We start from the raw sequence: 25,282 nt of genomic DNA, 5'->3' as shown, positions 1-25,282 counted from the left end.
AACAGTTACAAAACAGTTACAAGGCACTTGCAACACCATTGACCAGCGATGCTGCAAGTACGTTAAAACTTACTCGCATGTAAGTAGAGGCAGGATTACCTTGGGATTACCCCGAATTGAAGGTAGGTCGACCCGAATCAAACCGCCTGAAAAATAAAGACTGCCGTATTTTCAGGGGAAGATACGTTCTCTATCTTCCCCATTTTTTATATCTTTGTGGGGTTAAAATTAAAAATAATCGCCATGAGGATGTTTTTCAAACTTATCGTATGTATGTTTATCGTGGGGTTCGCCCTCCCCGGAAGTGCACAAAACCAGGGCAAAAAGTTTACTCTAAATGATTTTTGCCTGAACTATACTTTCAGGACAAATGGCATCATGGGACTCCGCTCGCTGAATGACGGGGAACATTATACCGTGTTGGAAGAGCGGGGAAAAAAACTTGTCATGTACAGTTATAAAACGGGAAAAGCCGTCAGTACCATACTGGACTTGAACGACCCGAAGTACAGTAACGTGAAGATGATTCAAAATTACGAGTTCAGCCCGGATGAAAGCCATATTTTGATTTACACGAATATCCGCCCGATTTATCGTCGTTCTTTCACGGCAGATTATTACGTTTTCGATTTCAAGAACAAAGAATTGAAGCCGCTTTCGGAGGGAGGCAGCCAGCGCTTGGCAACCTTCTCGCCCGTGGGGACAAAAATAGCGTTCGTGCGGGATAATAATATTTTCATTTCCGACTTGCGTTTCGGTTCCGAGATTCAAATCACGTTCGACGGGAAGTTCAACGAGATCATCAACGGGGCTCCCGACTGGGTGTACGAAGAGGAATTCGGCTTCAACAAAGCCTTCGAGTGGGCTCCCGATGGTTCGGCTTTGGCATTCATTAAATTCAACGAATCGGACGTGAAAATATACCATATGAATATGTTCCAAGGGCAATATCCCGCGTTAAAAGAAAACGCCACTTACCCCTCCAACTATTCCTACAAGTATCCGAAAGCCGGGGAAAAGAATTCAGTCGTGAGCGTTCACGTGTATGACATCAAAGACCGGGTTACCACACCCATGAATATCGGGGAAGAAACCGATATTTATATTCCCAGAATCAAATGGACACAGGATCCCAAGAGATTGGCAATCATGAAACTGAATCGTTTCCAAAACCGTTTGGAAATTCTGCTTGCCAACGCCCGCGTGGGGAGTACTACCGTCCTTTACCGGGAAGAGAATAAATATTATATAGCCGAAGAAAACCTGGACAACTTGGTTTTCACGGAAGACGGGAAATATTTTATCATGAGTAGCGAGAAAAACGGTTATTCACACCTTTATCTTTACACGATGGGCGGCAAAGAGGTACAACCGATCACTTCCGGCAACTATGATGTAGCCGATTTCTACGGTTATGACCCAGTTAAGAAATTATATTATTACTCCTCTCACGAGGAATCTCCTCTTGAAAAGTACGTTTATTCCATCGACTTGAAAGGCAAGAAAAAGAAATTAACCCCCACCAAAGGATGGAACGAAGCTGAATTCAGCAAATCGTTCAAATATTTCGTGAACACAGTTTCCAACGCGGATATGCCTCCCCTGTATACCCTGTACAACGCAACCGGGAAAGCCGTTCGCACGCTGGAAGATAATGCAGCCTTGAAAGAAATGCTCGGAAAGTATGCCGTGGCAAAAAGAGAATATATTCAAATTCCAGCAGCCGACGGCAAGACCATGTTGAACGCGTGGATCATGAAGCCGGTCAATTTTGACGCCACGAAAGCCTATCCTTTATTAATTACCCAATATAGCGGTCCTAATTCACAACAAGTACAAAATTCATGGAGCATGGATTGGGCTCAATACCTGGCGCAGGAAGGATATATCGTGGCTTGTATCGATCCCCGGGGGACTGCCGCCCGCGGAGAGGAATTCCGCAAGTGCACGTATATGCAACTCGGGAAAATCGAGAGCGACGACATGATCGCGGCCGCCAAATGGCTTGCCGACCAATCATACATCGACTCCCAAAAAGTCGGTATCTGGGGCTGGAGTTTCGGTGGATTCATGTCGTCCCTATGCCTGATGAAAGGAAACGACGTGTTCTCAACCGCCATCGCGGTGGCTCCCGTGACACACTGGGGTTTCTATGATTCAATCTACACGGAACGCTTCATGCGCCGCCCGCAGGACAACCCGTCCGGTTATAACGACAACTCCCCCATCAACTGGGTAAAAAATTTGAAAGGCAACTTGTTGTTATGCCACGGGACTGCCGACGACAACGTGCACGTGCAGAACACTTACGAGCTGGCGGAAGCCCTCGTGCAGGCGAACAAACAATTCGATATGCAGATCTACACGAACCGAAATCACAGCATTTACGGTGGCGCAACCCGACTGCACCTGTACACGAAGTTCGTGGATTATTTGAATCAACACTTGAAATAAGTAATTTCAAGCATCGATTCAAGTTACCTCGAAACAAAAAAATATATAAGTTGCATTTAAAATCGCAACTTATATATTTTTTTTATAACTTGCCCTCGATAGAAATAATTCGGATTTCCAACTTCCGGTCTTCACGAGAGGGGAGTTGAAATCTTAAACCATAAAACTAAAAAACAAAACGTTATGAGTAAATGTATCTGTACGTTAGAGCCCAAGGCCATCTGGGAAAACTTTTATAAACTGACTCAAGTTCCGCGTCCTTCTAACCACGAGGAAAAAGCGAGAGAAGCCGTGATGAATTGGGCAAAAGAGAACGGCATTCACGCTGAAATGGACGAAGCGCACAACATATTATTAAGCAAACCCGCTACTCCAGGCATGGAAAACCGCAAAGGGGTAATCCTTCAAGGTCACTTGGATATGGTACCCCAGAAAAACGAGGACAAACAACACGATTTCACCAAAGATCCGATCGAAGCGTATATTGACGGGGAATGGGTAACCGCGGACGGGACTACCCTGGGCGCAGATAACGGTATCGGTGTTGCTGCCGGAATGGGTATCCTCTTGTCTAAAGACATTCCTCACGGACCAATCGAAGTATTGATCACCGCTACCGAGGAAACCGGAATGGACGGAGCCAACGGCATTCGTGCAAACTGGGTAAAAGGCGATATTCTGCTGAACCTCGATTCTGAAACCGAAGGTGAATTATATGTAGGTTGTGCTGGAGGTATCGACGGAGAAATTGAATTCACGTACACGCCGGAAGCCGTGCCAGCCGGAAGCAAAGCATACCAAATCAACTTGAAAGGATTGAAAGGCGGACACTCCGGGATGGACATCAACTTGGGCAGAGGAAATGCCAACAAATTATTCTTCCGCTTCTTGAAAGCTGTTAGCAAAGAATTAGGACTTCGCCTTGCATCCGTGTCAGGAGGAAACATGAGAAACGCTATCCCGCGTGAGGCTTTCGGTATCGTTACCGTTCCGGCTGCTAACGTGGACAAGTTCTTGGCTAAAGTAAAAGAATACGAGGGAATCTTCAAAGCCGAATTGAGTGCTAAAGAACCGAACCTCACCCTTTTCGCGGAAGAAACTGCTATGCCGAAAAACGTGATGCCGGAGAACGTGCAACACAACGTGATTAACGCCATCAAAGCTTGCCCCAACGGTGCTATGCGTATGATCGACTCTATGCCGGACACGGTAGAAACTTCCAACAATCTCGCTATCGTAAAAGGCGGTGACGGTAAGATTGAAATATATATGCTTATGCGTTCGTCTGTTGAAACAGCCAAAACAGCCCTTGCACAAGTGGTTGATGCCGTATTTGAATTGGCAGGTGCTTCCAAGATTAACTTCGTGGGCGAATACCCGGGCTGGAAACCCAATCCGGATTCGGCTATCCGCAAAGAGATGGAAGAAGTTTACCAGAAACTCTACGGTAAAAAGCCCGCTATCATGGCTATCCACGCCGGACTGGAATGCGGTATCCTCGGTTCGACTTACCCGAAATGGGACATGGTTTCTTTCGGACCGACCATCAGTTCCCCGCACTCCCCGGACGAGAAAGTAAACATCGAATCTGTCGGCAAATTCTGGGAATTCCTGAAAGCTACGCTTGCAGCGATCCCGACAAAATAAACCGAAAAAGTAAAAAAAACACGAGTGAGTCAAGAGTATTTTACACTTTTGACTCACTTTTTATCAAGGAAATCTCGTGACCTTCAAAATTTAAACAGTTCGACAATGTTGTAAAGTTCTATCTCAATTATGAAAATTACATACTCCTACACGTATATATTTTACAGGCTCTCCGGAATATATATCCCCAACTTTAACTTTACGGAATAACCGGTCTTTCGTTACGACTTTAGCCTCATCTTCAAGTCATTTACTCTATTTTGCAATATTTTAACCAGAACGTATCATTTTCTTTATTATCTTTGTAGGGAAAATTCATATTATTAAAACATGACTTTAAAGAAATTGACGTTACCGGAACTACTGAAAACCAGTTGTACCAAGTTTTCTAAAAATTTATCTTTAAATTTTGTTGCAGGCGGAAAAAAAACTTACCAAGATTTATATAACGAAGTCGTATCCATTGCCAATCATTTACTTCATTTAGGCGTAAAGAAAGGGGACAAAGTAGCTATCCTGAGTGCGAATATGCCGAACTGGGGAATCACCCAATTTGCTATCGCGAATATCGGGGCTATTGCCGTACCTATCTTGCCGGGATTCTGTTCCACGGAACTTCAAAACATCCTGGAACATGCCGAAGTAAAGGTAATCTTCGTTTCCCGCTTACTGGCAAAATGTCTTGAAGATGTAAAAACACCTTTCCTAGAACATAAGATCCTGATCAATAACTTCTCCACAATTCCGGAAGGTTGTTACCAACCGGAAGAGTTAGACAAGTTAGTGCAAGACATCAATCTGAAAAACACGACTCCCCTTCCGGAAATTTCCATCGAGGAGGAAGACGTAGCATCGATCATCTACACGTCAGGAACAACCGGATTCTCGAAAGGAGTGGTATTAACGCACAAAAACCTCGTGTGGGACGCACGCCAATGCCGTACGATCCAACACGTGAGTGAAGCCGATCGATTCTTGAGTATATTGCCGATGGCACATACCTACGAGAACACGCTGGGGTTATTGTTACCCTTGATGTTCGGCGCACAGGTGTATTATCTAGACCGGGTACCGACCCCAAAACTGTTGGTTCCGGCGATGCAGAAAATACGTCCTACCGTTGTCCTGTCCGTGCCGTTGATTATCGAGAAGATATACAAAACACAGATATTACCCAAGTTCACGGGTTCCAAATTCATGAGCATGATTTACAAATTCGCCCCGACTCGTAAATTATTGAATCGGTTGGCCGGTAAAAAACTCATGGAAACCTTCGGGGGAGAACTGGTATTCTTCGGTATCGGAGGATCCAAGCTGGACGGAACGGTAGAACAATTCTTACGGGAAGCCAAATTCCCTTACGCTATCGGCTACGGTTTGACAGAAACCGCACCTATGGCGGCAGGATCGAATCCCTCCCAGACATTCTTGCAAGGCGTAGGACCTATCATGGAAGGAGTACAAATCCGTATCGACGAACCGGACAAAACCGGACAAGGGGAAATCTGGATAAAAGGTCCCAACGTGATGCAAGGATACTACAAACGCCCGGAACTCAACGCCGAGGTATTCACCGAGGACGGTTGGTTCAAGACCGGCGATTTGGGTTCTTTCGACAAGAAAGGACGCCTCTCCATCCGCGGAAGAATCAAAACCATGATATTGGGTGCTTCCGGTGAAAACGTTTACCCGGAAGAGATCGAATCAATCATCAATAATTTCCGTTTCGTGAACGAGTCCTTAGTTGTTGAAAACAGCGGCAAGCTCGTTGCGATGGTTCATTTCAACATGGAAGAACTGGAAAAACAATACCAGAAATTGAAGAGCCAGGCAGGAGATTACAAAGAAAAGATCAACGATTATATCGAAGAGCAAAAACAAGAACTTCGTGATTACGTGAACGCCCGGGTGAATAACTTTTCAAAACTACAATTGGTGTTAGTACAACACGAACCGTTCGAGAAGACACCCACACACAAGATCAAACGATTCTTGTACAATAAATAAAAATAATAAAGTCGGTAAATACCGACTTTATTATTTTATATAGAAATCCAATAAACATTTTCCATTAAGGCTCATCTGCAAATGATCGCCTATCTTTAGCCCCCGTTGTCGAAAAGTATTCCCGCAATAAATTAAATCCCCGATTTTCAACATATAATATTCTGACATTCCGGCAATCAATTTTTCCGGAGTTAACGAAAGTTCATTCACTTTTCCCCGGAACACCTCCCGACCGTTCAATTGAAGCCAATACTCAATGCCGGCAACCGGCGAATCATATTTCTTTAGCTCGGATATAGCCGCCGCCCCGTCAAAGGCATAAGCCATCGTGGTTGGCAGCCCTTTCGTAGACAACGATTCGACCAAATTATCGGCATAGAAACGGATGCCGATCCCTACTTCCTCGTAATACCGTCCGGCAAAACGTTCCGCGACACACTTTCCGATCCTCCCAACCTTCACCACCAGCTGCGGAACACAACTCACCCCCGAGGCAAAAGCCGGAATATAGAAATCATCGTTATTCCTTAACAGGGCATTATCCCCGATAACATCATAAGCGACCTCTCCCGAGGCATTATATTCTACGCCAAGCAATTTCATAATTGGAAAAAAATCATCAAATCACAATATCTTCGATTCCCCTCTTCGGTACATGATGCGTACCATTCGTATCACGCCAATACTTGAAATCCCCATCCTTCATGGATTCCAGTACCACCGTTTCCTTCGGTTTTCCGAGAGCGATGACATACATGATCTTCAAGTGTTCGGGCAACTGCAATATTTGACGCAGCGCATCATTCTTGAACGCTTTGATAATACACCCGCCATATCCTTCTTCCACCGCACCCAACAAAATCGTTTGAGCTTGAATCCCGTCGTCGCACAAGCAATTTTCCACGATAGAAGTATCCAGCAACTGAACCAGATAAGCCGAGGGGCGCTCGCCTTCCTCGGGACCGTCCCAATCTTTCAGGTACCCCGCCCAAGCCAGAGTATGAAACACTTTATCGCACATTGCCGCATCAAACACCGGCTTGTATTTCAACGCTTGTGCATTCCTTCCTGAAGCACAATAACGAGTCAATTCCACCAAATCAAGCAATTCTTCCCGAGAAATCCATACTTCCTGGTAAAACCGACGGTAACTCCTGTTTTTCAATAACAATTCTTTCAACATAAATCCGAACAGATTGTGATTTATAAATTGTAAATTTGTTCCGAAACAAAAATAATAATAAAATATGAATTCGTTTCTCCAATTACTGGCAAAAGATTTAATTCAAAAACACGGCAATAAATTTGATAACCTGACCATTCTGTTCCCGAACAAGCGGGCTGGTCTGTTTCTAGCCGAAGAATTGGCTCATTTAATCTCGAAACCCGTGTGGATGCCCGAAATCCTCACGCTTGGAGAATTTATCGAACGACAGACCGGACTAAAAAAGGCAGAAGAACTAACGCTCATCATCAAGCTTTACAAAACATACCAGGAATATTCCGGAACCACGGAGCGATTTGACGACTTTTACTTCTGGGGCAATATGCTATTAGGGGATTTCGATGACATCGACAAGTATCTCGTGGATGCCAAAGACCTATTCTCCAACATCACAGCTTTGCGGGAAATCGAGAACGCCTTCCCGTACCTCACCCCCGAACAAGTCGAGTTCATCCAAAGCTTCTGGCGCAGTTTCAACGCGGAGAAATACAGCCGGGAACAACAAGAATTTCTCAACGTATGGGATAAACTATACCCCACGTACAAAAATTTCAAGACAAAACTAATGGCAGAAAATCTCTGTTACGAGGGTATGGGGCAACGCCTCTTCTGCGAACGCCTCTCCCATCATCACACGGACAAACAACTCATTTTTGCCGGTTTCAACGCCTTGAACCAATGCGAGAAAAAAATATTTACCTACTTCCGGGACAACGGGCAAGCCTCCTTCTACTGGGATTATGACCTCTACTACTCGGCAAACGAGAATCACGAGGCAGGGCTATACATCCGGGAGAACATGAAACTTTTCCCCAACGCCCTGGGACTCGAACATTTCAACAACCTCCGTTACAACAACAAGGACGTGGAATACATTTCCGTACCCTCCACCATCGGGCAGGCAAAACTGATTCCCACGCTGGTCGGGCAACTCCATCCCCGGCAACAAGCGGCATACACGGACACGGCTATCGTCCTTTGCGACGAAACCCTGCTTACCCCGGTCATCCATTCGATACCGACCTCGATAGACAAGATTAACATCACCATGGGTTACCCGGCGCAAAACACGTCGGCAGCCGCGTTAATCTCCATGCTGGGGGATCTGAAACGATATGCCAAGCAAGTAGACGGCAGCACCCACTACTACTACAAGCCGGTGATCGCCCTCCTCAACCACAAATTGATCAAGAGTACTTGCCCCAACGAGATTCCGGAAATCACGAACTACATCAACGTAAACAACATCGTGTACGTGGCAGAGAAAAGCCTGCAATTCAACGATATTACCCGAGCCATATTCTCATCTGCCGAAGAAAATCTTCCCGAGTATCTCTTGAATATATTAAAAAAACTAATCATCACCCTCCAACCGGAAGCACACGAGGGACTAGCTATCGAAAAAGAATTTCTATTCACGGTATTCACCTCGATACAAGGAATCCAGAACACGTTCCGGGAAGAAAATATCGTCCCGGAGAATAAATTCTATTTACAGATTATCAATAAAATACTGCAAGGCATATCCATTCCCTTCTCCGGCGAACCGCTGGAAGGGATGCAGATCATGGGGCTCATGGAAACCCGTATGCTGGATTTCAAGAATCTGGTTATCCTCTCCGCCAACGAAGGAATCCTCCCGAAAGGCGGACACGCCTCATCCTTTATCCCATATAACCTACGAAAAGGATTCGGGCTCCCCACCCCGGAACACATGGATGCTTTGTTCGCGTACTACTTTTATCGCCTGCTGCAACGGGCAGAACACGTGAAAATCCTTTACACGGATGTCACCAAAGGAATGACCAGCGGGGAGATGAGCCGTTTCCTCTACCAGATGAAATACGAATCGGGCTTACCCATCCGGGAAACCCATTTCCAAAACAATATTTCCGTACAGGACAATCCCTCTATCTCCATCCCGAAAAATGAAGCGATTCAAGAAAAACTAACGCGTTACACCCTCCCGGGAGAACGAGGCATATCGCCCTCGGCACTCAACACCTATATGGAGTGCCACTTGAAATTCTATTTCAAATACATCGCCGGGATTAAAGAAAAGGACGAAATAGCGGAAGAACTCGATCAACGCCTGCTGGGAACAATATTTCACCAAAGCACCCAATCGCTCTACCAAACCTTCCCGGACGGGAAAATCACGGAAGAAGGACTCGATGCCTTGATGCGTGATGACGCCCTGATCGAGGAACATATCCGCCGGGCTTACTTGAAACTATACGACTCCACCGTGTCGCGTATGCTCGAAAGCGGGGCTAACGAACTTGTCCTCTCCGTCGTCAAAAAATACGTGAAGAAAGTGCTCGAATACGACAAAACCTTGTGCCCGTTCCGCGTGATCTCCATGGAACAAACATACCGGATGTCACTTGCCATCAACACGCTCGACCACCCGCTCGTGATTCACGTGGAAGGAGATATTGACCGGGTAGACCAAATCGAACGGGGCACCCGCGTGATCGATTATAAAACGGGAGCCGACAAAACTGACTTCAAAGACCTCCCGTCTATCTTCGACTCCAATAACAAGCAACGAAACAAAGCTGCTTTCCAAACCCTGCTATACTGCATGATGTACGAACACGAGAACCCCGGCACAGATCCCATCTTACCGGGCATATACAGTACCAAACTACTGTTTACCCCCAATTACACCTATTCATTGAAATGCAACAAAGAACCCATCCACCGCTTCAAACCCTATGAACCGGAATTTCAAGCATTACTCACTGACCTACTCGAAAAACTATTCTCCCCCACCGTCCCGTTCACGCAAACGGAACTCCCGGAGAAATGCCGCCATTGCTCGTACAACGAGATATGCAAACGGGAATAACCTTCGATAAACTAAAAAAATACCCCCAACAAAACCACTAGTACCAAACTCGCCATAGCTAAAGGTAATCGTAATTTATAACGAAGAGGTAATTCACTATTTTCCCCACTACCCAACTCACCAACCAATTCTTGGGTAACCGGAACGAAACTAAAACGAAATCCCTCGTATATTGCTATCCCGTAAAACAAAACATCTATCACTGAAAATGTTTCTATCATCATACTTTTCGCAACCTCCCAATCAACCAATTGCAGGACACTAAAAAAACTTTGTTGCAATTGTCCCGCACTAATTCCCACGTAACTGAAAAAGTTACCCAACAAACACCCCAGAAAAGCAAACACTCCTCCTATAATACCAAATTTAAGTTCCAAACCTATTCCAAAATAACGAACCGTGAAGCCGACAAGCAAACCGACACCTATTGCCATGTATCCGATTTGAAAATTTAATGCCACGGATATAATCGCCCACAATGCCGCACTCACCAACATAGCAACACAACCACCCAGTAAAGCATATCCCACACTTTGGTGTAATCTTAACCGTTCTAAAACTTCTTCCGAAACAGAAATTTCTCGAACCATTCTCCCCTCTTCCACAGCTTTTTCTTCCATGGCAACCACTGCTTCATCCAAAATATAATGTCCGCACTCTTTCTCAAAATCCGCTCGTTTATGTGTCAAATTACAAACAATTCCCTGATTCGGGTCAAACTGCCGATTCTTACATTTCCGACAAAAAAACAATCGTTCTTCTCGTTCCATAAGCCAAAATTTTAATTATCATTATCAAACACCATTACATCCATTTCATTTCTTTAAAAACTTCTCGAACTTCTTCATATCCTTTGTCATCTCCATTCTTCGGATCTCTTTCAATTCCGGAGTTACAAGCATCACCAACGGGAACTGTTGAATCTGGAAATATTTCTTCTGGAATTCCATATTTACATTTCCCCTATTCTTCACCTCCAAACCCAAAATATCTGAAAAATATTTTTCATTTTCAGGAAGTTCTGTTCTACTATCCATAAATAATAAAGCAAGAATATAATTTTCAGCCACATATTTCCCAAGTACTTGATTTTTAATGAAAGCATACTCCATTTCTCTTGCTTCAAGACTTCCATAACCGGAAAAAAATATCAATATGGGCTTCTTCTCTTTTTGAGCCATATTAACGACGGTATCCATATTATCAACATAAGCAATACACCCCGGAGCCATCTCCCAAAAACGATCGAAATCTATTCTTTTTCTATCTTCCTCAGCCTTCTTTCTTGCTTTTTCCGCATCAATTTTATCTTTCATCTTGGCGTAATACTCCTGCAACAAATCCCAATACGTTGCCTGTTTTCCCGATTGTCGCTCCGCCAATACCCGAATATCTTCCAACTGATCATCACTGATATTCATTGGTTTGAATAAATTCTTATCGTTTCCCCAGTTAGCGAGATCAACGTTCCTACCCTGCAAAACCCCAATCGCAATAATCATTTTTCTACCTTGAAGATATTCCGGGGTTTTCTTCATTTCAGAAAACATACGATCTATCGACCTAAACACAAATACCTCTTCATCCAAACCACTTTTATTCTCAAGTGCTTCCATGGTCAACAAATACAAATAAAAAGTCCGCATTTCAGGTCCCACGAATATCTGAAAATCAATACTATCATGTTTGTAAAGAAAATATGTCATCAAATCCTTTATAAATCCATCCGGATTATTCAGTATATCATTTTGTGACATTCTTTTATTCCACACTTGCTTAAACTCTTTCTTCGTCTGGGCATATCCTCCCATCAACAAAATACAAAAGCACCCGATAAACAATATTCTTTTCACAAATTTGCATGGTTTAGACTACCACAAAAATTAAACTTTTTTGGGACATAACAAAATATTCACTCGCCTTTTTGCGGGGAAATAAATCATTTCATGCACTTTTACAATCTCTCTTTTGCCATCAAATAAAAAGGAAGCCGGAATTCAAGATGCTTTCTCACGAAATTCTCCAATTCTTCATCAGAAAGCCCCGCCAACAAAGGGCGCATTCCCCGCTGTTCCCGTAAACGCCCGATTAACTCGGGAAAAGAAGTATCCAAGAATAAAGTATGTCCCGCAGCGTTCATGCAGTCCATATTATCAAAAAAACAAGGGGTTCCTCCCCCCGTCGCCAACACGAAATCGTCTTTCCGGGCACAGAACTCGTGCAATATTTCCCGCTCTAATTCCCGGAAAAAAGATTCTCCCTCCCGGGCAAAAATATCGGATATACCACAACCGGCACTCTCCTCCACGAGGGCGTCCAAATCCCAAAAAGGAATGCCCTTCTCCCGGGCTAATTCCCTTCCGAAAGTGGTCTTGCCACTTGCCATATACCCGACAATAAAATATTTCATACCACCAGTTACTCGAAATCCAGCTTCATCTGCGACTCGTCACTCAGCATATCGGGATTGGTTATCTCGAAATCCACATCCGTTCCCCCCTCTTCCGTCTGTTCCTCTTCCCCGGAATCCAACGGTTCGATCTCCCGAATCTCCTTCACCTCGTAGGTTGTCAAACGCTTACCCCGCGCCTTGTAGGACTTCTCGGCGATAAACTCGTCAGCAACAATCACCTCTGCCGGACGATTCTCGTAACGTCCCCCAAACACGATCTCGAACCGCGGGCGTTTCTCCCCACTCAAACAAACAAGATATGATCCCTCGCTCTCCCCGATAAAGGAAGTAACTCTCGCCATATCCTCGAACCGGAAACGCTTCAAGTAATAGAATTGCTGTTCCGCATCAAAGAACACGGCAGACCATACTTTCTCGGAATCGAACTTCTCGAAAACAAGATACCCATCCTCGTAATGGTTACTCAAATCATAGTCGGAAGTATTGTACATTCCGTTCTTATTCGCCACCAGAATCCGGTCTTCCCCTTGGAACTCCCCGACATAACGTCCCCGACTGTCCGTGTTTAAACGCAATACGTCCTCGTCCAACCATATCTTACGCCCACCCAACGTGGAAACTCCTTTCTGCACCAACGATATCTTATGTATATCATTCTTACTCAGCAAATTTCCTTGAGAATCACGTCCCTTGATTGCCAACGTGGCGAAATCATACTCGGAAACCAACTTCTTCATACCCGGCTTAGGCTTCAGGCATACTTTAATCACCTCAGCCTCCCCGTTCGGGTTAGCACTGAAATACAATACCCGGGAACCAGCTGTTCCCTTCGTCAAATTGTATTGCTTGTCACGGGTAATACCCGTCACACAAAAACGCTTCACGTACGACGGACCGTATTTCCCGTCACGGTAAGCCACGTTATATATCGTGCGCTTGTCATTCTTCTTGAACACGTTCACGTGCAACACGTCTTTTCCCACGAACAACTTATCCGCCACTTTCGTCACGTAATAAGTACCATCCTTACGGAAAATAATCACGTCGTCAATATCTGAACACTCGCAAATAAACTCGTCCTTTTTCAAAGCGGTACCGATAAAACCTTCTTCCCGGTTGATATACAACTTCTCGTTCGCCACCACCACTTTCGTCGCCTCAATATTCTCGAAATTACGAATCTCCGTGAGCCGTTCCCGTCCCTTGCCGTATTTCGATTTGATCCGCTTGTAATACTCGATGGAATAAGGAATAATATGTTCTATATCAAACTTCACCCGGGTAATCTCCTCTTCCAATCCCTTGATATAATTCTCCGCTTGCTCGGAATTAAACTTCAAGATACGCTTCATCTTGATTTCCAACAACTGCTTGATATCGTCGTCCGTCACGGGGCGAATCAAGTGGGCAATAAATGGTTCCAAACGCTTGCGCACGTGTACCACAACCTCCTCTACCGATCCGCTCTCCTCGAATTCCTTATCCTTGTATATTCGTTCCTCGATAAAAATTTTCTCCAGAGAAGAATATTGCCAGTCGGTTTCCAACTCACCCAGCTTGATCTTCAATTCCAGCAACAACAAAGCGACCGTGTCATCCACCGATTTCCGCAGAATATCGGACACCGGCATAAAGACCGGCTTATCATTCTCGATCACGCAAGAATTCGGTGATACGGAAAGTTCACAATCCGTGCAGGCATACAGGGCATCTATCGTCTTATCCGAAGAAACCCCCGCCGCCAAGTGCACCAAAATCTCCACGTTCGCCGCCGTGTTATCATCGATTTTCTTGATCTTGATCTTTCCCTTCTCGTTCGCCTTCAAGATCGAATCGATCAATGCCGAAGTCGTCCGACCAAACGGGATCTCGGTAATTCGCAATATCTTGTTTCCCGCATCTTTTTCAATCCGGGCACGAATCTTCACGACTCCCCCCCGGATTCCGTCATTATACTTCGATACGTCGACCATACCTCCCGTTGGGAAGTCCGGGTACAACACGAATTCCTCGCCCCGCAAATAAGCCACACAAGCATCCAACAATTCGTTGAAATTATGCGGCAATATCTTGGAAGCCAATCCCACGGCAATACCTTCCACACCCTGTGCCAACAGCAACGGGAACTTGATCGGCAAAGTGACCGGCTCTCTTTTACGACCATCGTACGACAATTTCCAATTCGTGGTCTTCGGGTTGAAAGCCACCTCCAAAGCGAACTTCGACAAACGAGCCTCGATATACCGCCCCGCGGCAGCATCATCCCCCGTAAGGATATTTCCCCAGTTTCCCTGGCAATCCACCAGCAGATTCTTCTGTCCCAGCTGCACCAGCGCATCCTTGATGGAGGCATCCCCGTGCGGGTGATACGACATGGTACTCCCGACGATATTCGCCACCTTATTGTACCGCCCGTCGTCCATCTCACGCATGGCGTGTAATATACGGCGCTGCACGGGCTTCAACCCGTCATTCACGTAAGGCACGGCACGTTCCAGAATCACGTAGGAAGCATAGTCCAAAAACCACCTTTCGAACATTCCCGACAGATGCTTTATCGACCGCACCCGCCCGTTCTCCTCGTGATGTTCTTGTTCCGGCTCCTGAGGCACCACATCCTCTACTTCCTCGTTATTTATCTCCTCGCTCATATAAATTGAAAATTGAAAATTGAAAATTGAAAATGAACCACATCATCCCAATTTTTTAATCTAAAATTTAAAATCTAAAATTATTAGATTTCATCCTTCTCCACGTACAGATTGTCTATAATAAAATCTTGTCGCTCGTTCGTGTTCTTGCCCATGTAATAAGCCAGAATCGTCCCTATCGGATCCTGCTTCGTCATGCGCACCGGTTCCAGTCGAATATCTTTCCCGATAAACCCGCCGAACTCGTCCGGCGAAATCTCTCCCAAACCTTTAAAGCGCGTAATCTCCGGCTTAGGTCCCAACTGCTTGATCGCTTTCTCCCGTTCGGCATCCGAATAACAGTAACGGGTTTCTTTCTTGTTGCGCACCCGGAAAAGCGGGGTTTGCAAAATGTAAAGATGTCCGGAACGCACCACATCCGGAAAGAATTGCAAAAAGAACGTCAACAACAACAACCGGATATGCATACCGTCCACATCGGCATCCGTCGCGATGATGATATTATTATATCTTAATTCCTCTATCCCGTTCTCGATATTCAACGCCGCCTGCAAGAGATTAAACTCTTCATTCTCGTACACGATCTTCTTGGTCAGACCGAAAGAGTTCAACGGCTTACCTCTCAAACTGAACACCGCCTGCGTGTTCACATCCCGCGACTTCGTGATCGACCCGCTCGCCGAATCCCCCTCGGTGATAAATATCGACGATTCGGTCTTCCGCTCGTGATTCGAGTTAAAATGCACCCGGCAATCCCTCAATTTCCGGTTATGCAAGCTGACCTGTTTCGCCCGCTCCCGGGCAATTTTCTGGATGCCAGACATCGCCTTGCGCTCCTTCTCCGTTTCCACGATCTTGCGCAACAACAATTCTGCCGTATCCGGGTTCCGGTGCAGGTAATTATCCAATTCCTTCGTGATAAAATCAAAAATAAAATTCCTCACCGAAGGACCTCCCGGTGCGATATCCTTCGACCCCAATTTGGTCTTCGTCTGGGACTCGAACATCGGCTCTTGCACCTTTATACTAATAGCCGCGATAATCGACGTACGAATATCCGCCAAATCAAAATCTTTCTTGTAAAAATCGCGAATGGTCTTCACCACCGCCTCGCGGAAAGCCACCAGATGCGTACCTCCCTGCGTCGTGTGCTGCCCGTTCACGAAAGAATAATATTCCTCTCCGTATTGCCGCCCGTGCGTCATCGCCATCTCGATATCATTCCCTCTCAAATGAATGATAGGATAAATTCCCTCGCCACTCATATTCTCGGACAACAGATCGTACAACCCTCGCTTCGAATGGAACTTCTGACCGTTGAAAACGATCGTCAACCCGGAATTCAAGAACACGTAATTCTTGAACATCGCCTCCAGGTAATCCGAAATATAGTGGTAATTCCCGAACAACTCCTTGTCGGCAACGAAAGTCACCAACGTACCGTTCGGCTCGCTGGTCGGCACAATTTTCTGATCCTCCACCACCAACGCTTTGCTATAACGCACCAGCTTTGTTTCCCCGTCACGGAAAGCTTGTATGGTAAAACTCTCGGAAAGCGCATTCACCGCCTTGATACCTACGCCATTCAACCCCACGGACTTCTTGAAAGCCTCGGAATCATACTTCGCCCCCGTGTTCATCTTCGAAGACACATCGATCAGCTTACCCAAGGGTATGCCTCGCCCGAAGTCCCGCACCGACACAGTACGCTCCTCCACCGTGATAATAATCTCGCTCCCCGCTCCCATCGCAAACTCATCGATACTATTATCCACCACCTCTTTAACCAATATGTATATTCCATCATCCATCGCTGCACCATCGCCCAACTTCCCTATATACATACCGGGACGCAAACGTATATGCTCCCGCCAGTCCAGCGTACGAATAGAATCTTCCGAATAATTCTCTACCATATGTCCTCCATGTTTTGCACAAAAATAATCAAAACAAATCAATGAAATAAATTTATTCGTGAAATTTTTCCAATCACGAATCACCTCATCACGGAATCATCCCATCGTAAATCTAAATTATTTATAAGCCACCTCCTTAAACCCGTACACCCGCTCCATCCCCTCGCTATCCTTCAAAATCAGCTGCCCGTATTCATTCACGCCCGCAATGGATGCCCGGAAACTCCCGTGCTCGTCTTCCCAGTCGAATTCCCCGGAACGCCGATACATCACTTGCAGAAAATCCCGATCCAATGCCGCATAATTATACACTTGTTCATATCGTTTCCCGATACACTCCAACAACTCCTCCAACGCCTTTTCCAACGACAACTCTACCCCGGTAAGCTGAAATAAAGATACCGGATTCGGGGCATCCGACACGAAACACTCTTGATTAACATTCACCCCGATTCCACACAACGAGCCTCCCACGTACGCTCCCATGATAGAATGTTCAATCAATATCCCCGAAATTTTCTTGTCTTCCACGTAAATATCATTCGGCCACTTCACCGAACATTCCTCCGCATAACGGGATATAAAATCACACGTTCCCAGAGCAATCACCATCGAGATCGCGAACTGTTCTCCCGCCGCCAACGCCTTCGGTCGAAACACCACCGTCATCGAAATATTTTTCCCCGGCTCACTCTCCCAACGATTCCCAATCTGTCCTCTTCCTTGAGTTTGTTTACGAGTCAACACCACCATTTTATCCTCCAACACACCCCACCCCAACTTCTCCGCCTGATTATTCGTCGAGTCCAACTCTTCGTATTCTAAAATCTTAAATCCGCTTACCTGATATTCACGCATAAAATTCTACTTTTAAAGAAACAAAAATAGAATTTTTCCCCCATTCACACAACTCTATGCTATTCATTCCTCGTGTGAAAATTTATATACGCCCCCACCTTCGCAGCCTCGTCAAAGCTCCTGCATAGCATAAATATACGGAGATATAGTTGCTATAACCGAGAAATGAAGAGGCTCCGAAGAGGAGAGAGTATAACCCTAGTAACGGGAGGGATATAAACGCCTTTCTCTCGTGAGGAATAACAAGAATACCAGAATTTAGTACAACTCCTGGAATAATTCAAAGAATCCCTGTGGATGCAGGCAAGCGGGACAAACTTTCGGGGCTGCAGGTCCCTCGTGGATATAACCGCATTTACGGCAATACCACCTCACGGTTTGCGGGCGTTCAAATACCAAATTTTCTTGTAAATTGGATAATAATTTACGATACCTTGTTTCGTGATTTTTCTCCGCCTCGATAATCATTCGGTACATCACGGCAATATCCTTGAAGCCCTCTTCCTCTGCTACTTTAGCAAATTCCGGATACAGGTGATGCCATTCATCATATTCTCCTTCTGCTGCTTCAATCAAGTTAGAAGCCGTATCGGCGATGATACCCGCGGGATAAGCAGCCGTGATCTCCAACATCCCGCCTTCCAGGCGACTAAAGAAACGTTTAGCGTGCATCTCTTCCTGTAATGCCGTTTCGTAGAAGATTCCGGCTATTTGTTCGTAACCTTCTTTTTTGGCTACTTCAGAGAAAAACGTGTAACGATTTTTTGCTTGCGACTCTCCGGCAAACGATTTCAATAGATTGGCTTCCGTCATGGAACCTTTAACATTCTTTACCATAGCTTTTTCCTTTTTCTTACGGAAAGGGAAAGTTACAAGTTGCAAGTTTACAGGTCACAAATGCCAATATAGTCTGTTTCTAAATAAGCTGCTGGTAGTATAAATACCATTCACATTTACGCATTTTCATCCTTTAGTTGTCACGTATTTAGATATAATTTTGTAAGCATAGAAATTTATGGAGAATAAATTTTCATATAACAATTAGATATGTCTAAGATTTTAAATAAATTACGTGAAGATATTCACTTCATCGAGGGAATGAACAGTTGCATGAATTGCGGGGTATGTACCGCGATTTGTCCGGCTGCCGAATTTTACAATTACGATCCCCGGGTGATCGTGGAAACCGTGCAACGGGGAAACGAGGAGGAGATCGAGGAATTGCTGAAAAGCAACACGATCTGGTACTGTGGAGAATGTATGTCGTGCAAGACCCGTTGTCCGCGTTGTAATACCCCGGGACTGATTATCATGGCTTTGCGCAAGGTATCACAAGAACTAGGGTATTTCGTCTACTCGGAGAAAGGACGCCAGCAATATGCCTTGAAACACGTGATCGGGGAATCCATTCTGAACCGGGGATATTGTGTCACGCCCGATCTGGTAAAACCGGAAATGCACCCGGAACAAGGTCCCGTGTGGGAGTGGATATACGAACACTTGGATGACGTGTACGAACGGATGCACTCGAATTATCGCAAGCCGGGAGCCGGTGCTTTACGGGAAGTTGATAACGAGAGCATGGACGAACTACGGAAGATTTTTGACGTCACCGGGGGCACGGAATTCCTGAATAACATTGACCAATGTTCTCAACGTGAGGCTGACAATGAAAAGGTAGACTTGGAAGAAGCCTATTTCCTAAAAACATACATGGAGAACACGGGAGAACACCAATGATGCAATTGAAAATTGAAAATGAATTTAAAATCTAAAATCAGAAGATGAATCTAGAGGGCAAACAACAAATATGGAATGATTACCAGAAAGAGATAGCGGACGATCATTATTTTTACGCGAGAAGTTGCATTCGCCAGACTTTCTTTCCGGGATCGGAATGGGCGTACTTGGACATCATGAAAAACAAGTTGGGCAAGGATGTCGTGGACGACCCGAGGCACACGACTTGCACCGGGATCGGGTATCACTCGGACATTGTACCGGCGGAAACTATCATGACCGTCGTGGCACGCCATTTCGCGCTGATGACTGAAGCCGGATACGAGAACATGACCCCCTCGTGTATCACCTCTTTCGGGATATATACGGAAATTCTTGAAACTTGGGAGCACCACCCGGAGATCGAGGAAAAAATACGGGAATACTTGTGGAAAGCCACGAAACGGGAGTTCAACAAACCGAAGAATCTAGCACATACGTCGGATATCATCTATAAATTCAGAAACGAGATTGCCACTCAATCTAAATATAAACTGGTGGACGTCCACACGGGAAGACCATTGAGAGGCGTAGATCATATCGGCTGCCACTATTCCAAGATGTTCCCGACAAAAGGCATCGGAGGGGCGGAATTTCCCGCCGTATTATCGGGATTGATTTATGCCTGGGGAGGTGACGTCATCGATTACCCGGAAAGAAGGCATTGTTGCGGGTTCGGTTTCCGCCAATACCTTGTGATGGCGAACCGGGGATACTCGGTAGCAAACTCCAAAAAGAAATTCGAATCCATGCAACCGTACCAACCCGATTTTATCGTCGCTAATTGCCCGGGATGCGCCATGTTCATGGACAAATGGCAATACACCATCAGTGAGATGGAAGGCACAACCTATGGGCAAGACGGGTACGGAATTCCCGTGTTGACCTACGAAGAACTTTCCGCATTAGTACTGGGATACGACCCGTGGGAAATCGGCTTGCAAATGCACCAGGTTTCCGTGGAGCCATTGCTGGATAAAATGGGCATCCCGTACGATCCGGAGGCGAAATACAAAAACGTGCGAGGAGAAAATATCGGAGCCCCGAAGTGCCCCACGTACCTAAGAGTTGCAAACTTATAATGTTAAACCACGAAATTAATTTTCAATTAAATACATGGCAAAAGTCATTATCATCGGCGGAGGTCCGGCAGGCTGCGAGGCGGCACACCAATTGGCAAATCAAGGAATCGAAGTAGAGTTGGTTGAAAAAAGTAATGAAACCGGAGGTAACTTGAACAACTGGTACCAACTATTTCCCGATCGCAAGTACGCCAAGGATCTGAATGCTATATTAAAAGGACATCTGGTGCACCCGAATATCCGGTTACACCTCGGGATGGAACCGAAAAAAATAGAGAAAAGCAAAACCGGAAAATTCAACGTACCGTTAACAGACGGGAGTTTGCTGGAAGGCGATTCACTTTTAGTCGCTACCGGATTCAAGATATTCGATGCCCGCCGGAAAGAAGAGTACGGGTACGGGATATACGAGAACGTGATTACCTCCGTGGAACTCGAGAATATGTTCTACAATCACGCCATCACGACGGCTGGGGGCAATACCCCAAAACGGGTCGGCATCATCCATTGCGTGGGTTCTCGTGACGAAAAAGTGTGCAATTACCATTGCTCCAAACTCTGCTGTATCACCGGGGTAAAACAGGCTATCGAAATCCGAGAACTATTACCCGAGGCAGAAATTTTTTGTTTCTACATGGATATGCGTATGTTCGGACCGGGATACGAGGAAATGTACCGGGAGGCTCAAGAAAAATATAACATCAAGTTCATCCGCGGACGATTGTCCGAAGCGGCAGAAAATATGCAAAAACAATTGCAGATCAAAGTTGAAGATACGCTAGTTGGGAAACCGCTGCGTATGACACTGGACATGATGATCTTACTGGTCGGGATGGAATCCTCGGAAGGGACCCGCCAAACCGCGGGAGAACTGGGATTAAATCTGGCTCCCAACGGATTCATCCAGCCACAAGACCCGCACTACCGGAACAATTTCACCAACGTGGAAGGAGTCTTTGTGGCAGGATGCGGCAGTGCCCCGATGAATCTTACCGACACGCTGGCTGACGCCCGTTCTGCCGCAAGTTGTATAACGGCTTACGTCAAAAATCATAAAATCTAAAATTAGAAGATGATAAATTTCTGGGGATATAGTATATCGGAAACGAGAAGCATCAATTACGACAAGAACGACAAGGCAATGACAGAGTATATTGCCGCTACCGTTCCGAGCAGCAAACTTTGCATCGGTTGCGGGGGATGCACCGCGGGATGTACCGCGGGAAACCTCACGGACTTCAATATCCGCAAAGTACAGATGCTCATGAAGAGAGGCGAAACGAAAGATGCCAAAGAACAATTGCAGAAATGTATGTTATGCGGCAAGTGCATGCTGGTATGTCCGAGAGGGGTAGAAACCCGAAAGATGATATTAGAAATGCTAAATTTCATAAAAACCAACCAAAAACTAGAAGATTGAAGCTATGTATTACGACCATTTCGTCCTACCTTTCACGATCGGGCTTATAACATTACTGATATACTTGTGTTTCAAATACTACAAGTGGATCAAGAGTTTCCCCCAGGAGGAACGCAAGAAAATCCGCAAAGGGTTATTCTCCTTGCAAACGATTCGTTCCGGGTGGGAAATATTCAGGGAAAGCTTGCTACATCATAAAATATTCAAGACCAACCCGATGTTGGGGTATATGCACATGACGTTCGCGTTCGGGTGGTTCCTGCTGATCGTTGTCGGGAAGATAGAATCCATGGTATACCATACCAGTGCTTTCAATCCTCCTTATTTCGCTATCTTTTTCCGGTATTTTCATCCGGCAAACGAAACTTTCCCGTACAGTGAAACATTCGCCTTCCTGATGGATTTAATCCTTCTATTCTTGTTGATCGGCATCACTTTAGCCATCACCAAACGTTTCTATTCCCGCCTTTTCGGCATGAAGAAAACAACCAAGCAGAGAGCGTACGACTTGTTGATATTAACCGTTCTTTGGCTGATTTTCCCGGTACGTTTTCTGGCAGAAAGTTTCACGAGCGGTCTGAACGGGGGAGGTAGTTTCCTCACATACAATGCCGGAAACTTCTTCGGTAGTTTCCTTCCTCTGGAGCATCTCTCCTACCCGGCATGGTGGGTGTATTCCTCTTTACTCGGGTTATTCTTTCTGCTTCTCCCCTTCTCCCGCTATATGCATATCCCGACGGAAATGGTATATATCTTCCTGAAAAACTGGGGAGTAAAACAAGGTAGAGAATATAACGGGTATAGCGAAATACAGGTGAATGCCTGCTCCCGGTGCGGTATTTGCATCAACACGTGCCAACTGAACAGTTCATGCGACATCAATGACATCCAACCGGTTTATTTCCTGCGCCGCATACGTAATCACGAGCCGTTAAGTAAACAGGCAGAAAATTGCCTAATGTGCGGACGCTGCGAGGCATCTTGTCCCGTGGGAATCAACTTGAACGCCATCCGGCAAAGCCAACGCCCGGACACCATTCGGGTGGTAAAAGACACGTATGCCTACGTTCCCGAACCGGAAGTAAAGCGAGCAAAAGTGGCTTATTTTGCCGGATGCATGAGCCATCTTACCCCCGGCATCATCAAATCCATGCAACAGATATTCGAGAAAGCGAAAGTTGATTACTCCTTTATCGACGAGAGAGCCGGGATTTGCTGCGGTCGCCCGTTAGCTCTTTCCGGGAACTGGCAAGCCGCCCAAATCGTCATGGACAAAAATCAAGAAATGATCGAGGCGTCGAATGCCGATATACTCGTGACGTCCTGCCCGATATGTTACAAGACATTTAAAGAGGATTATACCTTGAAAGCCAAAATAATGCATCACACGGAATATATCGAAATGCTGATCCGGGAAGGACAATTGAAAGTAAACAACATGGACGTAAAGACCGTGTTCCATAATCCTTGCGAATTGGGACGAGGCAGCCAGATCGTACATGCCCCGGAGAACGTGTTGAAACAAGTCAGTTACAAAATAACAACCGTGTACGACGGCAAGAAATCACTTTGCTGTGGCGGCAGTCTTGCTAACACGGCTATTGATTCCGGGCAAAAGACAAAAATCAGCGGGGATACGGTAAAAGCTTACACCGCTTATCATCCGGACGTGATTGTAACGGCATGCCCGTTATGCAAGAAAACATTAAGCAAAACATCCACCGAGATTCCTGTCAAGGATATAGCGGAGCTGGTTGCTGAAGCATAAAAAAAGCCGCGATTGCGGCTTTTTTTATTTCTTAATCATCAATATCTCTTACCCCTTCTATCTGTTCCACGTTCAGATCGCTTTCGTTGCTATTACTAGCAATGTCATAATGCGGAAGAGGGTTCTTTTGCAGTTCTATATTTTGCTCCCGATGCACAAACACATCCATCGCCAGATAGAGAGCGTTACGCAACCCTTGTTCATCACCGAGATCTTGTCCCACGATGTCATAGCGAGCATCCGTCAGAGAGGTCGCACATATCACAGGAAGCCCCGCAACATAACAAGCCGCACTCTCCTCGTCGATAGCTTTAAACGCCGCTATCCCCTGATCGTAATACATGGCAAGTATCGCGTCAAATTTCTCGTACATAGCTTCCGAGAAGAAACGGTCGGCAGGGAAAGGTCCAATAGCCATGATCCCCTCTTGGCGGGCACGCTCGATGGCAGGCACTATAATATTTGCTTCCTCATCTCCGTTCTGCCCGCAATTCACCTGTGGATTCAATCCCAAAACGGCAATCTTAGGCTTTGATATGGTGAAATCCATTCTCAACGTGTCATCCAATAACATCAACTTCTTCATGATATTCTTTTGGGTGATCTGGTGGGGTACATCCCGCAATTTTGAATACTCCGTCACGAATCCCAACTTCATTTTCTCGCTCACGAAAAGCGACATCGCCTCGGGGGTATTGTAACGTTTTGCCAAATATTCAGTCAAAGAGTTTACTTCATCCTTCAAGAAACTTTCCGGTCCTTGCGGAGCCAAAGTCAACACATCAATCTCGTTACGATCCAACTGGTCTAAGGCATATTTCAAGGCGATCATCGCGGCTTGATCCGAATCGGGAGTTTCCTTCCCCAGATCGACTTTCACGTTGTCATCCACACAATTGATAATGTTAGATCTTTTGCTGTTCGCCTCTCTCGGCTCTCTGATCGTATTCAAGCTGAAATTCTCCACGTTTAATACCTTCCGGTAGTAGGCAGCCACTTTAGGCGACCCGTATAGAATAGGAACGCACAACTCACAAATCCGGTTCTCTGCCAACAGCTTTATGATCAACTCATAAGATATACCATTTACATCCCCATGCGTAATACCTACATTCAATCTATTTTCCATATTACAAAATATTTCATTTCGCACAAAGATAATAAAATAGATTTCAAATTTTAGATTTATGATTTTAGATTTACGATTT

Annotated in this window: 19 protein-coding genes; 9 read left to right on the top strand and 10 right to left on the bottom strand. The window is 45.5% G+C overall.

What is annotated here, in order from left to right:
- Positions 1-243: 243 nt before the first annotated feature.
- The 3 genes from BN8899_RS13445 (at position 244) to BN8899_RS13435 (ending at position 6,108) form a co-directional block, all read left to right on the top strand.
- Entirely contained in the window at positions 244-2,454 is a 2,211-nt protein-coding gene (locus BN8899_RS13445; RefSeq protein WP_148375433.1) for a S9 family peptidase, read from the top strand.
- A gap of 183 nt (positions 2,455-2,637) precedes the next feature.
- Positions 2,638-4,101 carry an aminoacyl-histidine dipeptidase gene (locus tag BN8899_RS13440; RefSeq protein ID WP_065219815.1) on the top strand — a complete coding sequence of 488 codons (1,464 nt, stop codon included), beginning with the start codon at positions 2,638-2,640 and terminating at the stop codon, positions 4,099-4,101.
- Positions 4,102-4,431: 330 nt separating this feature from the next.
- Complete coding sequence (locus BN8899_RS13435; RefSeq protein WP_065219814.1) at positions 4,432-6,108, top strand: AMP-binding protein; 1,677 nt, start codon at positions 4,432-4,434, stop codon at positions 6,106-6,108.
- A gap of 30 nt (positions 6,109-6,138) precedes the next feature.
- Here BN8899_RS13435 and BN8899_RS13430 read toward each other — a convergent pair whose 3' ends face one another.
- Together BN8899_RS13430 and BN8899_RS13425 are read right to left on the bottom strand one after the other, a co-directional pair.
- A complete protein-coding gene (locus BN8899_RS13430; RefSeq protein ID WP_065219813.1) occupies positions 6,139-6,711 on the bottom strand; it encodes a fumarylacetoacetate hydrolase family protein in 573 nt (190 codons plus the stop codon).
- A 16-nt stretch (positions 6,712-6,727) separates the two neighbouring features.
- On the bottom strand, positions 6,728-7,291 hold the full coding sequence (locus BN8899_RS13425; RefSeq protein WP_065219812.1) for a nitroreductase family protein: 564 nt from the start codon (positions 7,289-7,291) through the stop codon (positions 6,728-6,730).
- A 64-nt stretch (positions 7,292-7,355) separates the two neighbouring features.
- Here BN8899_RS13425 and BN8899_RS13420 point away from each other — a divergent pair, with 64 nt between their 5' ends.
- Complete coding sequence (locus tag BN8899_RS13420) at positions 7,356-10,187, top strand: PD-(D/E)XK nuclease family protein (protein WP_065219811.1); 2,832 nt, start codon at positions 7,356-7,358, stop codon at positions 10,185-10,187.
- Positions 10,188-10,198: 11 nt separating this feature from the next.
- Here the strand turns inward: BN8899_RS13420 and BN8899_RS20790 are convergent, their stop codons facing one another.
- The 7 genes from BN8899_RS20790 to rbr form a co-directional block, all read right to left on the bottom strand.
- On the bottom strand, positions 10,199-10,957 hold the full coding sequence (locus tag BN8899_RS20790) for a hypothetical protein (RefSeq protein WP_065219810.1): 759 nt from the start codon (positions 10,955-10,957) through the stop codon (positions 10,199-10,201).
- Between the two features lie 45 nt (positions 10,958-11,002).
- A complete protein-coding gene (locus BN8899_RS13410; protein WP_148375431.1) occupies positions 11,003-12,040 on the bottom strand; it encodes a thioredoxin domain-containing protein in 1,038 nt (345 codons plus the stop codon).
- Positions 12,041-12,141: 101 nt separating this feature from the next.
- Positions 12,142-12,597, bottom strand: coding sequence for a shikimate kinase (locus BN8899_RS13405; protein WP_231932351.1), 456 nt, complete (start codon positions 12,595-12,597; stop codon positions 12,142-12,144).
- 8 nt (positions 12,598-12,605) lie between these two features.
- Positions 12,606-15,251, bottom strand: coding sequence for a DNA gyrase/topoisomerase IV subunit A (locus BN8899_RS13400; RefSeq protein ID WP_018337038.1), 2,646 nt, complete (start codon positions 15,249-15,251; stop codon positions 12,606-12,608).
- An 83-nt stretch (positions 15,252-15,334) separates the two neighbouring features.
- Positions 15,335-17,167, bottom strand: coding sequence for a DNA topoisomerase IV subunit B (locus BN8899_RS13395; protein WP_018337039.1), 1,833 nt, complete (start codon positions 17,165-17,167; stop codon positions 15,335-15,337).
- A gap of 117 nt (positions 17,168-17,284) precedes the next feature.
- Positions 17,285-18,025: a biotin--[acetyl-CoA-carboxylase] ligase gene (locus BN8899_RS13390; protein WP_065219807.1), complete on the bottom strand. Its 741-nt coding sequence runs from the start codon at positions 18,023-18,025 to the stop codon at positions 17,285-17,287.
- 258 nt (positions 18,026-18,283) lie between these two features.
- Positions 18,284-18,862 carry a rubrerythrin gene (rbr, locus tag BN8899_RS13385; RefSeq protein WP_026207370.1) on the bottom strand — a complete coding sequence of 193 codons (579 nt, stop codon included), beginning with the start codon at positions 18,860-18,862 and terminating at the stop codon, positions 18,284-18,286.
- A 210-nt stretch (positions 18,863-19,072) separates the two neighbouring features.
- Between rbr and BN8899_RS13380 the strand changes: the two genes are divergently transcribed.
- Genes BN8899_RS13380 through BN8899_RS13360 form a run of 5 tightly spaced genes read left to right on the top strand, consistent with a single transcriptional unit; the run spans position 19,073 to position 24,074 of the window.
- The gene (locus BN8899_RS13380) at positions 19,073-19,765 is read left to right on the top strand and encodes a 4Fe-4S dicluster domain-containing protein (RefSeq protein ID WP_065219806.1); all 693 of its coding nucleotides are present in this window, start codon (positions 19,073-19,075) and stop codon (positions 19,763-19,765) included.
- Between the two features lie 44 nt (positions 19,766-19,809).
- On the top strand, positions 19,810-20,886 hold the full coding sequence (locus BN8899_RS13375) for a CoB--CoM heterodisulfide reductase iron-sulfur subunit B family protein (RefSeq protein WP_065219805.1): 1,077 nt from the start codon (positions 19,810-19,812) through the stop codon (positions 20,884-20,886).
- Positions 20,887-20,920: 34 nt separating this feature from the next.
- A complete protein-coding gene (locus BN8899_RS13370) occupies positions 20,921-21,949 on the top strand; it encodes an FAD-dependent oxidoreductase (protein ID WP_065219804.1) in 1,029 nt (342 codons plus the stop codon).
- A gap of 9 nt (positions 21,950-21,958) precedes the next feature.
- Entirely contained in the window at positions 21,959-22,306 is a 348-nt protein-coding gene (locus BN8899_RS13365; protein ID WP_018337045.1) for a 4Fe-4S dicluster domain-containing protein, read from the top strand.
- A 4-nt stretch (positions 22,307-22,310) separates the two neighbouring features.
- The gene (locus BN8899_RS13360; RefSeq protein WP_065219803.1) at positions 22,311-24,074 is read left to right on the top strand and encodes a (Fe-S)-binding protein; all 1,764 of its coding nucleotides are present in this window, start codon (positions 22,311-22,313) and stop codon (positions 24,072-24,074) included.
- Positions 24,075-24,105: 31 nt separating this feature from the next.
- On the opposite strand, the gene BN8899_RS13355 is transcribed toward BN8899_RS13360, so the two are convergent.
- Positions 24,106-25,203: a PdxA family dehydrogenase gene (locus BN8899_RS13355; RefSeq protein WP_018337047.1), complete on the bottom strand. Its 1,098-nt coding sequence runs from the start codon at positions 25,201-25,203 to the stop codon at positions 24,106-24,108.
- Positions 25,204-25,282 lie beyond the last annotated feature (79 nt).

Source organism: Butyricimonas sp. Marseille-P2440 (assembly GCF_900091675.1).
Taxonomy (GTDB): domain Bacteria; phylum Bacteroidota; class Bacteroidia; order Bacteroidales; family Marinifilaceae; genus Butyricimonas; species Butyricimonas synergistica.
Note: the sequence above shows the minus strand (reverse complement) of the source record. Positions and strands in the feature narration are given on the sequence as shown.